This window comes from Streptomyces sp. NPDC001157, assembly GCF_053598255.1.
Genome location: NZ_JBSFJW010000015.1, coordinates 182,772 through 193,507 on the forward strand (window position 1 = coordinate 182,772; position 10,736 = coordinate 193,507).

Here is a 10,736-nt window from a genome sequence, read left to right on the forward strand (position 1 = left end):
GTCCGCCACGCGGCCGGAGGCGCACCGTCCACCGACTGGCCCACAATGGGCCGGTGAACGACCTCGCTGACCTGCTCACCCCCGAAGGCCGCGCCCTCCTCGACGAGGTGCGCGGCACGGCCCCTGCGGACGAGCTCGCCGTCGCCACCCGGCTGCGCCGCGAACACCCCGCCGAGCTGGTGTCGGCGGCCCTCGGACAGGCGCGGCTGCGGCAGCGGGCGGCGGCCAAGTTCGGCGCCGAGGACGCGGAGCGGATGTTCTTCACGCCGAACGGGGTGGAGCAGTCGACACGGGCGAGCGTCGCCACCTATCGGGCCGAGCGGCTGAAGGCGCTGGGCGTCACCTCTCTCGCCGACCTGTGCTGCGGGATCGGCGGCGATGCCATCGCGCTGGCGCGGGCCGGGATCCGGGTGCTGGCCGTGGACCGGGATCCGGCGACCGCGGCCGTGGCGCGCGCCAACGCCGACGCGCTCGGGCTCGCCGAGCTGATCGAGGTGCGGGAGGCGGACGTCACGGAGGTGGACACGTCCGGCTACGACGCCGTGTTCGTCGACCCCGCCCGGCGCGGCGGGCGGGGTCGCATCTTCGACCCGGAGGCCTACTCGCCGCCCCTGTCGTGGGCGGTCGGGGCCGCCCGCAAGGCGTCCCGCGCCGCCGCGCTGAAGGTCGCACCCGGCATTCCGCACGAGGCCGTGCCCGCCGACGCCGAGGCCGAGTGGATCTCGGACGGCGGGGATGTGAAAGAGGCCGTGCTGTGGTTCGGGACGGAGCCGGAGGCGGTGCGGGCGACTCTGCTCCCGGGGCCGCGCACGCTGCTGGGGAAGGGGCTGCCGGACCCTCAAGTCCGGCCAGTCGGACGGTACTTGTACGAGCCCGACGGCGCCGTCATCCGTGCCCATCTGGTCGCCGAGGTGGCCGAGCAGTTGGACGGCGGGCTGGTCGACGCGACCATCGCGTACATCACCGCCGACGAGTTGCGGCCGACGCCGTATGCGAACTCGTACGAGATCACCGATCAACTCCCCTTCAACGTGAAGAAGTTGAAGGCGCTGCTGCGGGAGCGTGGGGTCGGGACGCTGACCGTGAAGAAGCGGGGGTCGGCCGTCGAGCCGGAGGAGCTGCGGAGGAAAGTGAAGCCGCAGGGGCCGGGCTCGGCCACCGTGTTCCTGACCCGTGTGGCGGGAGCGCCGACCATGCTCCTCGGGCGTCCCGCCTGATCAGGACGGATCCGCCGCACGGCGCAGCAGCAGCTCCCGCTCCCGTTCGTTGCGCGCCAGCCCCGCCGCCCGTACGAACTCCTCGCGCGCCTCGGCCGTGCGCCCGAGCCGTGCCAGCAGGTCGCCGCGGACGCTGGGCAGCAAGTGGTAGTCGCGCAGGGCGGGTTCGGCGGCGAGGGCGTCGACGATCGCCAGTCCCTGCGCCGGGCCTTCGGCCATCGACACGGCGACGGCGCGGTTGAGTTCGACGACCGGGGACGGGGCGCGGGCGGCGAGCAGGCCGTACAGGGTGGCGATGCTCGTCCAGTCGGTCTCCTCGTACGTGTAGGCGTGCGCGTGGCAGGCGGCGATGGCGGCCTGGAGGGCGTACGGGCCCGGCGCCCCCACGGCGGTGGCCTCGGCGCGGTGGAGGGCTGTGATGCCGCGGGCGATGAGCATGCGGTTCCAGCGGCGGCGGTTCTGGTCCTTGAGGAGGACGGGTTCGCCGTCCGGGCCGGTGCGGGCGGCCGCGCGGGACGTCTGGAACTCCAGGAGGGAGGTCAGGGCGTGCACCTCGGGCTCCTTGGGCATCAGGGACGACAGCACGCGCGCCAGGCGCAGCGCGTCCTCGCAGAGCGCGGGGCGCAGCCAGTCGTCGCCGGCCGTGGCGGCGTAACCCTCGTTGAAGATCAGGTAGATGACGTCCAGGACGGAGCCGAGCCGGGCCTCGCGTTCCGGGCCGTAGGGCACCTCGAAGGCGACGTTCCTGGTGGCGAGGGTCTTCTTGGCGCGGACGATGCGCTGGGCGACCGTCGGCTCGGGGGTGAGGAACGCGCGGGCGATCTCGGCCGTCGTCAGGCCGCCGAGGAGCCGGAGGGTGAGGGCGATGCGGGCCTCGGCGGACAGCACCGGGTGGCAGGCGGTGAAGACCAGGCGGAGCAGGTCGTCGTCGATGTCGTCGGGGTCGGCGGGTTCCTCGGGCGGGGCGGTGGTTTCGAGGGTGCGGCCGATCTCCTGCAGCTTGCGGGCGTAGTTCTCCCGGCGCCGGATCAGGTCCACGGCGCGGTGCCGGGCGGTGGCCATGAGCCAGGCGCCCGGTTTGTCGGGCACACCGTCGCGCGGCCACTGCTCCAGGGCGGCGACCAGGGCGTCCTGGGCAAGCTCCTCGGCGATGCCGACGTCGCGGACGAGGCGGGCGACGGCGGCGATGATGCGAGGGGATTCGAGACGGAAGACGGTCTCGATGGCGTGGCGGGGGTCGGCGGTGGCGTGCGGGGCGGTGGGCTGTGGTTCCACGGCCCACCATGCAACACCCCCGGCGCCCCCGGGCCAAGGATCGCTCAGCCTTCGGCGATCTCCCGCACCTCGCAGGTCACCGTCCAGAACTCCTCGTGCACCTTCAGGAACCGCTTGGTCCACTCCAGGGCCTCGGCCATGTCCTTGCACTGCATGATCGCGTAGCCGCCGATGACCTCTTTGGACTCGGTGAAGGGGCCGTCGGTCACGGAGATCTGCCCGTCCTCCCAGTGCACGCGGGTGCCCTGGGAGGACGGGGTCAGCCCGGCCGTGTCGAGCATGACTCCGGCCTTGGTGATCTCCTCGATCAGCTCGCCCATCCGCTGCATCAGCTCGGGGCTGGGGCCCTCCGCGGGCGCGGTCTTCTCGTCGATGTTCACGAGCGACAGGTAACGCGGCATGGTGACTCCTCGATCGCTACGGGGCCGGTCCGTTCCGGCCTCTCACCAGTGCGTCGATCGGGAGAGGCCGGGATCGACAGACCCCGCGGATTTCTTCGGAGATTTTTCCCGGCCCCTCACGTGTGGGCCTGACCTGCTACGACAGCGAGCTGCCGAACGACGCCCTCTCGACCGGTGCCCCGACCGTGCGGGGTCCGAAGGTGAACGCCGCGTCCGTCACGATGCCCGTCGGACGCGCCCGCAGCGACCAGACCGCCCCCTCACCGCTGTTCCCGCCTTCGACCTGGTTCTCGCGGGACGCCGCGGCCGCGAGGTCCGCGTAGCCGTTGTCGTTGATGTCGAGGAGGCTGACCGCGTCACCGAAGTTGTCGCCGGCCTCCGCGGCACCGGGAACGCCGTCGGTGTCCTGGCTGAAGCCCTGGGCGCCGGTGCCGGTCAGACCGTCGCGGCCGCCGTAGAGGACGTCGACCATGCCCGCCCCGTCCTTGTCGCCGAGCTTCTCGCCGGGCGCGCCCACGGCCACATCGGCGTAGCCGTCGCCGTTGACGTCACCGGCGGTCACCGCGTAGCCGAAGGCGTCCTCCTCCTCCTTGGCGCCGGGGACTCCTTCGGTGTCCTGGCTGTACGACTTCCAGGTCGACGACGGCTTCAGACCGGAGGCCGAGCCGAGGGCCACGGTGACTGTGGAGTCGTTCGGGACGCCCCGGACGATGTCGTCGAAGCCGTCGCCGTTGACATCGCCGAAGGCCACCTGGCCGCTGCCCTCGGGGGAGGCGGCAAACGTGAAGGCTCCTTGGGAGGCGCCTGCCAGGTAGAGCTGGGAGCCGATGCCGCCGTCACCGGTGTAGACGGTCAGCGCGAGGTCGTCGCGGCCGTCGCCGTTGACGTCTCCGGCGGCCGCGTACATCACGTCGAAGGGGTCCACCCTGGTCGAGCCGAAGTCCTGCGTGGCAGCCGGCTTCCCGGCCCGGGAGATCGGGCCCCGCCACACGGTGGCCTTGGTGCCGAGCGGGTCGTCGCCCGAGGCGCGGCCACCGCGGAACAGGACCAGGTCCTGCTTGCCGTCGCCGTCGAAGTCTCCTGCCTGGGTGGTCGCGGCCGGCACGGACACACCGCCGGACAGGCCGTTCTGGCCGCCCCAGACGACGACCGCGTCCCGGGTCGAGGAGGCCTGCCCGATGATCAGGTCGGTGCGCCCGTCGCCGTCCAGGTCCCCCGTGGACAGCTGGTAGCCGAAGTTCTCGCCCGCGGCGGGATCGCCCGGGATTCCGCTGGTGGAGCGGCTGATGACGGTGCGGTGGTCCTTGGTCAGTCCGTGCGGGCCGCCGTACATGACGGTGACGTAGCCCGCCCCCTGCTTGCCGTCAATGGTGGCGATCGGGGCGCCGACGGCGAGGTCCTTGTAGCCGTCGCCGTTGAAGTCGTCCTTGACGCTGTGGACGGACTGCGGTGCGGCCGCGGCGCTGCCCGCGAGGGCGGGGATCCCGCCGAGCGCGAGCACTCCGGCGATCAGCGGCACGGACCAAGCTTTGTACGAACGCGAGTTGGACATCGGTGTTCCCCCTGGTTACTGCAGTGTGGTCACCGCAACAGACACCCCTGGACGCCCGCTGGTTGCAGCAGTCGTCCAGTTTTTCGGTGGACACGTCAGCGAGAGTTCAGCGGAGCGACTCCCAGAGTTCGCTCGCCGCGGGCTCCTTCGCCACCACCCTGTTGGGGTCCGAGGGCGCGGTCACCACCGGCATCATCACCGTCCTCACCCGGTCCGCGGAAAGGCCCTTCAGGCTCTCGCCGAGGCCGACCAGCTCGCTCAGCGAGTCCAGGCCGGTGTCGGTGGTCAGGCTGCTGGTCACCGCCTCGGCCACCGTGTACAGCTTGGCGGGGTCGGTGAACAGGTTCGTCGCGGAGATCTGTTCCAGCAGCGCCTTCACCAGCTTCTGCTGCAGGCCGATGCGGCCGAGGTCGCTGCCGTCGCCCAGGCCGTGCCGGGTGCGGGCGAGGGCCAGGGCCTGCTTGCCGTTCAGGGTGTGGGTGCCCGCCTTCAGATGCAGATGGCTGTCGTCGTCATTGATGTCCTGATCGGTCGTCACCGTCACACCGCCCAGTGCGTTCACCAGCTTCGCGAAGCCCGAGAAGTCGATCTCGATGTAGTGGTCCATACGGACGTTGGTGATCGACTCGACGGTCTTCACGGCGCACACCGCGCCGCCCACCGAGTACGCGCTGTTGAACATCGAGTGGTACGCCACCGCCGTCGACCCGCCGGACTTCAGTGGGCAGGACGGACGGGTGACGAGCGTGTCGCGCGGGATGCTGACGACTGTGGCCTGCTTACGGCCCGCGTCGATGTGCACGACCATCGCCGTGTCGGAGCGGGCGCCGGAGCTGCTGCCCCCGCCCAGCGCCTTGTTCTCCTTGCCGCTGCGCGAGTCCGAGCCCAGCACCAGGATGTTCAGGGAGCCGGTCGGAAGGGGGGACGCGGACGGCGAGGGCGTGATCACCGCCTTCGCCGGGCGGTCGTCGCCGAGCGCCTGGTTGATGTCGACGCTCTTGATGTTGTTGTTGAGATGCCAGTACGCCCAGCCCGCCGCGCCCCCGCCCAGCACCAGCAGGCCCGCCATGGTGAGGCCGGCGATCTTCAGTACGGTCGACCGCCGGCCCCTGGGTCTGCCCGCGTCTGCCCTGTCGTCGTGTCCCGTCACGGGCAGGAACGTAAGTCCGAATTATTAGGGGATTGTTAGTGACGACGGCGTGAAACGGTTTTCTTCGGAAATTCTCACGCTCCGCCCAGCGTCACCGCCGGGATCGGATTGCTGCCGCTCCAGGACCCGTTGAACCCGAAACTCACCGAACCGCCGTCCGGCACCGAGCCGTTGTAGGAAGCGTTCGTGCACGTCACCGCCGTACCCGACTGACTGCAGGTGGCGTTCCAGGCCTGGGTGATCTGCTGGCCCGCGCCGAACGTCCAGTTCGCCTTCCAGGACGACAGCGAGGCGCCCGAGCAGGCGATCGTCACCTGGCCGGTGAACCCGGTGTTCCACTGGCTCGTCACGCTGTACGTCGCCGTGCAGGCACCGCTGGGCGGCGGGGTCGTCGTACCGCCGAGCGCCTCCGCGATCGCGTGGTACGCCGGTTTCGGCGCGTAGTCCTCGTCGTACGGCGTCGCCGCGCCGTAGCCGGGGAACGTGCTCGGCACCCAGGAGTCGGAGTCGGCGAAGCCCCAGACGGTGACGCCCGCGCACCGGGTGACCGCCACGCAGGCGTTCAGCACCGACTTGTAGTCGGCGGCCTGCTGGGCGAGCTTCGTGCTGTCCGCCGGGAGCGCCATGCGCACGTCCAGCTCGGTGATCGACACGTCGACGCCGAGGTCGGCGAAGCGCTGGATGTTCTGCTGCAACGAGGACGGCACCTGACCGAGGATCAGGTGCGCCTGCAGGCCGACGCCGTCGATCGGGACGCCCCGGCTCTTGAGGTCCTTCACCAGGTTGTACAGGGCGGTCGACTTCGCGCCCACGCCTTCGACGTTGTAGTCGTTGATGTACAGCTTGGCGGCCGGGTCGGCGGCGTGTGCCCAGGTCAAGGCGTTCGCGATGTAGTCGGCGCCGAGGCCGTTGTACCAGAGGGTGGAGCGGTAGGTGCCGTCCTCGTTGAAGGGCTCGTTGACCACGTCCCAGGCGGCGATCTTCCCCTTGTAGCGGCCGACCTCGGTGCTGAGGTGGTTCTGGAGGAGGCTGCTGAGCTGGGCGGAGGTCCAGGAGCCGTTGGTCAGCCAGCTGGGGTTCTGGTTGTGCCAGACCAGGGTGTGGCCGCGCACCTGCTGGTTGTGGGCCTGCGCGAAGGCGACGATCCGGTCGGCCTCCGTCCAGTCGAAGCTGCCCCGGGCGGGCTCGATCGAGCCCCACTTCATGGCGTTTCCGGGAGTCAGCGAGTTGAACTGCGCCCCGGCGAGGTCGCCGTACGTCCCGGTGAGCTTGGAGCCGGTCACCGCCGTGCCGATGACCTTGCCCTTGGCGGCGGCGAGGTCGCGCAGCGGGGTGTCGGCGGCGTGTGCCGCGGGCGCCGTGAACAGCAGCGCTGCGCCGGTGACGAGTGCCGCCAGGGTTGAGCCGGTTCTCAGAGATCTCATCGCGGCCGCCTCCGAAAGTTTCGGTCGTGTAACCGATTGGCTTCGGAGGAGTGTGGGGGCGCCCGCATCACCCGTCAATACATCAACTTCCGGCCACCCAGGACACGTACATCACGCAGGCGGCGGTGCCGTGCTGCTGCGCACCACCAGGCTGGTCGCCAGCTCCACCCGGGTCGCCGCGGGCGTCTGGTCCTCCCGCCCCAGGTCGAGGACGAGCCTGGCCGCCGCCTCCGCCATCTCCGTCAGCGGCTGCCGTACGGAGGTCAGCGGCGGCCCCACCCAGCGGGCGACGGGCAGATCGTCGAAGCCGACCACGCTCAGGTCCTCGGGGATGCGCAGGCCCAGTTCGCGCGCGGCCTCGTACAGCCCGAGCGCCTGGAGGTCGTTGAGGGCGAAGACGGCGGTGGGCCGGTCCGGGCGGCGCAGCAGCTGAAGGCCCTGCCGGTAGCCGGCCTCGTGGTGGAAGTCCCCGGTCGCGATCAGCGCCGGGTCGACCGGGAGGCCCGCGGTCTCCAGCGCGGCGCGGTAGCCGTCGACGCGGGCGCGGCTGCACATCATGCGGGACGGCCCCGTTATGGCACCGATGCGGGTGTGGCCGAGTTCGATCAGGTGCCGGGTGGCGGCGAGACCGCCCTGCCAGTTGGTCGCGCCGATCGAGGGGACGTCGACGCCGGGGTCACCGGCCGGGTCCATCACCACGAACGGGATGGACCGGCTGGTCATCAGCGCCCGCTGGGACTCGTCGAGCCCGGACAGCACCAGGATCACCCCGTGCGGGCGGCGGGCGGCGACCTGGTCCGCCCAGGTCCGCCCCGGTGTCAGCCGCCCGGCGCTCTCGCTCAGCACCACGCTGAGCCCCGCGTCCCGGGCCACGTTCTCCACGCCCCGGATGACCTCCATCGCCCACGCGCTCTCCAGCTCGTGGAAGACCAGGTCGATCAGCGGCGAGCGGCTCGCCTCGGCGCGCCTGCGCCGGTAGCCGTGGGCGCGCAGCAGGGCCTCGACGCGGCCGCGGGTGGCGGGGGCCACGTCGGCGCGGCCGTTGAGGACCTTCGAAACAGTCGGCGCGGACACGCCGGCCTCGCGGGCGATCTCGGCGAGCGTCGCGGTCTGTGTCGACCGGCCCGTCGTCGGGGCTGTCGTCCGCGTTTCAACGGGCTCCGGGGGTGTCATGGCGGCGATCGTATCCCTGCGCGACCTCTTGACGAAGCCTCCGGACCGGCCTAGGTTCCCGGAACATTCGATATACATAACGAAACATTCGTCGCCAGAGTTTGCCAGCGTCCGTGAGAGGGCCACCCCCACTCGACCAGAGCAGGAGTTTCATGACCACCGCCCCCTGGCGTGACCCCGCCCTGCCCGCCGCCGCCCGCGTCGACGACCTCCTCTCCCGGATGACCCTGGAGGAGAAGACCGCCCAGCTGTACGGCGTGTGGGTGGGCGCCGCCACGGACGGCGACGGAGTCGCCCCCCTGCAGAGCGAGATGACCGCCGACTACGACTGGGACGAGCTGATCACCCACGGCCTGGGCCAGCTCACCCGCTCCTACGGCACCGCCCCCGTGGACCCGGCGCTGGGCGCGCAGGCACTGGCCCGCGCCCAGCGCCGTATCGCCGGGGCGGGCCGGTTCGGCATCCCGGCCGTCGCACACGAGGAGTGCCTGGCCGGGTTCACGGCCTGGGGCGCCACCGCCTACCCCGTCCCGCTGGCCTGGGGCGCCAGCTTCGATCCGCCGCTGGTCGAGGAGATGGCCCGCGCCATCGGCGGCGACCTGCGCGCGGCCGGGGTGCACCAGGGCCTCGCCCCGGTCCTGGACGTCGTACGGGACCCGCGCTGGGGCCGGGTCGAGGAGACGATCGGCGAGGACCCGTACCTGGTGGGCACCATCGGGTCGGCCTATGTGCGCGGTCTGGAGTCCGCGGGGATCGTCGCCACGCTCAAGCACTTCGCCGGGTACGCGTCCTCGGCGGGCGCCCGCAATCTCGCGCCCGTCCGGGCCGGCATCCGCGAGTTCGCGGACGTGACCCTGCCGCCGTTCGAGCTGGCGCTGCGCGAGGGCGGCGCCCGCTCGGTCATGGCGGCGTACACCGACACGGACGGCATCCCGGCCTCCGCGGACCCGTCCCTGCTGACCGGACTCCTCCGCGAGCAGTGGGGGTTCACCGGCACGGTGGTGGCGGACTACTTCGGCATCGGCTTCCTGGAGACCCTGCACCGGGTGGCGGGCTCCCCCGCCGAGGCGGCGCACGCGGCGCTGGCGGCCGGTATCGACGTGGAGCTGCCGACGCTCAAGTGCTACGGAAAACCGCTGCTGGAGGCGGTGCGGGCGGGCGCGGTACCCGAGGCGCTGGTGAACCGCGCGGCCCGCCGGGTGCTGCTCCAGAAGTGCGAGCTGGGCCTCCTGGACGAGGACTGGGACCCCGAGCCCGCCACCACGATCGACCTGGACTCGGCCGCGAACCGGGCCCTGGCCCGCCGGCTGGCCGAGGAGTCGGTGGTGCTCCTGGACAACCCGGACGGCGCCCTCCCCCTCGCGCCCGACACCCGTATCGCGGTGGTCGGTCCGCGCGCGGCCGACGCGCTGGCGATGCTCGGCTGCTACTCCTTCCCCTCCCACGTCCTGGCCCACCACCCCGACGTTCCCATGCGCGTGGAGATCCCGACCGTCCTGGAGGCGCTGCGGACCGAACTCCCGGACGCCAAGGTGACGTTCGCCCAGGGCTGCGACACCTCGGACCCGGACCCGTCGGGGATCGAGGAGGCGGTGGCGCGGACCTCGGAGGCGGATGTGTGCGTGGCGGTCCTCGGCGACCGCGCGGGCCTGTTCGGCCGGGGCACCTCGGGCGAGGGCTGCGATGTGACGGACCTCCGACTCCCGGGCGTGCAGGGCGACTTGCTGGACGCGCTGGTCGCCACCGGGGTGCCCGTGGTCCTCGTCCTGCTCACCGGGCGGCCGTACGCCCTGGGCCGCTGGCACGGACGGCTGGCCGCGGTGGTGCAGGCCTTCTTCCCCGGGGAGGAGGGCGGCCCGGCGGTCGCGGGAGTGCTGTCGGGCCGCGTGAACCCCTCGGGCCGCCTCCCGGTGAGCGTCCCGCGGGTCCCGGGCGGTCAGCCGTGGACGTATCTCCAGCCCCCGCTGGGCCTGGCGGGCGAGGTCAGCAACCTCGACCCGACCCCGCTGTACGCCTTCGGCCACGGCCGCTCGTACACGACCTTCGCGTGGGAGTCCGGGTCCACCGGGGCGGAGATCGGCACGGACGGCTCGTACGACGTGACGGTCACGGTCCGCAACACGGGCGAGCGCGCGGGCGCGGAGGTCGTACAGCTCTACCTGCACGACCCGGTGGCCTCGGTGACCCGCCCGGACGTCCGCCTGATCGGCTACCGGCGGCTGGAGCTGGAGCCGGGCGAGTCGGCCGACGTCACCTTCTCCTTCCACGCCGACCTGTCGGCCTTCACCGACCGCTCGGGAGCCCGGGTGGTCGAACCCGGCGCCCTGGAACTGCGGTTGGCGGCATCGAGCGCGGACGTACGCCACACGGCCCGACTGAACCTGACGGGACCGGTACGTGTCCTCGGCCCCGACCGCCGCCTCCGCTGCGAGGCACGGGTCCACCGGCCCTAGGCCGTTTCCTTCAGATCATCGGATCGTTGGTCTGGTGTGTCGTTGACTGACGCCCAGTGGGCACGCATCGAGCCGTTGCTGCCGGACCGGA

Annotated in this window: 8 protein-coding genes; 2 read left to right on the plus strand and 6 right to left on the minus strand. The window is 71.8% G+C overall.

Translation table 11 applies throughout. The annotated features are described in order from the left end of the window. Positions 1-53 precede the first annotated feature (53 nt). A complete protein-coding gene (locus tag ACWDAG_RS25770) occupies positions 54-1,217 on the plus strand; it encodes a class I SAM-dependent methyltransferase (RefSeq protein ID WP_450697924.1) in 1,164 nt (387 codons plus the stop codon). Here ACWDAG_RS25770 and ACWDAG_RS25775 read toward each other — a convergent pair whose 3' ends face one another. The 6 genes from ACWDAG_RS25775 to ACWDAG_RS25800 form a co-directional block, all read right to left on the minus strand. After that, positions 1,218-2,492 (minus strand): RNA polymerase sigma factor, encoded by a 1,275-nt coding sequence (locus ACWDAG_RS25775; protein WP_450697925.1) that lies wholly within the window; start codon positions 2,490-2,492, stop codon positions 1,218-1,220. It abuts the gene before it with no gap. Between the two features lie 44 nt (positions 2,493-2,536). Then, complete coding sequence (locus ACWDAG_RS25780) at positions 2,537-2,893, minus strand: YciI family protein (protein ID WP_450697926.1); 357 nt, start codon at positions 2,891-2,893, stop codon at positions 2,537-2,539. 136 nt (positions 2,894-3,029) lie between these two features. After that, positions 3,030-4,445: an FG-GAP and VCBS repeat-containing protein gene (locus ACWDAG_RS25785; protein WP_450697927.1), complete on the minus strand. Its 1,416-nt coding sequence runs from the start codon at positions 4,443-4,445 to the stop codon at positions 3,030-3,032. 106 nt (positions 4,446-4,551) lie between these two features. Next, positions 4,552-5,514 (minus strand): LCP family protein, encoded by a 963-nt coding sequence (locus ACWDAG_RS25790; protein ID WP_450697939.1) that lies wholly within the window; start codon positions 5,512-5,514, stop codon positions 4,552-4,554. 155 nt (positions 5,515-5,669) lie between these two features. Beyond that, positions 5,670-7,019, minus strand: coding sequence for an endo-1,4-beta-xylanase (locus tag ACWDAG_RS25795; RefSeq protein ID WP_450697928.1), 1,350 nt, complete (start codon positions 7,017-7,019; stop codon positions 5,670-5,672). A 111-nt stretch (positions 7,020-7,130) separates the two neighbouring features. After that, positions 7,131-8,192, minus strand: coding sequence for a LacI family DNA-binding transcriptional regulator (locus tag ACWDAG_RS25800; RefSeq protein ID WP_450697929.1), 1,062 nt, complete (start codon positions 8,190-8,192; stop codon positions 7,131-7,133). A gap of 152 nt (positions 8,193-8,344) precedes the next feature. Here ACWDAG_RS25800 and ACWDAG_RS25805 point away from each other — a divergent pair, with 152 nt between their 5' ends. After that, positions 8,345-10,645 carry a beta-xylosidase/alpha-l-arabinosidase gene (locus tag ACWDAG_RS25805; protein WP_450697930.1) on the plus strand — a complete coding sequence of 767 codons (2,301 nt, stop codon included), beginning with the start codon at positions 8,345-8,347 and terminating at the stop codon, positions 10,643-10,645. Positions 10,646-10,736: the final 91 nt, after the last annotated feature.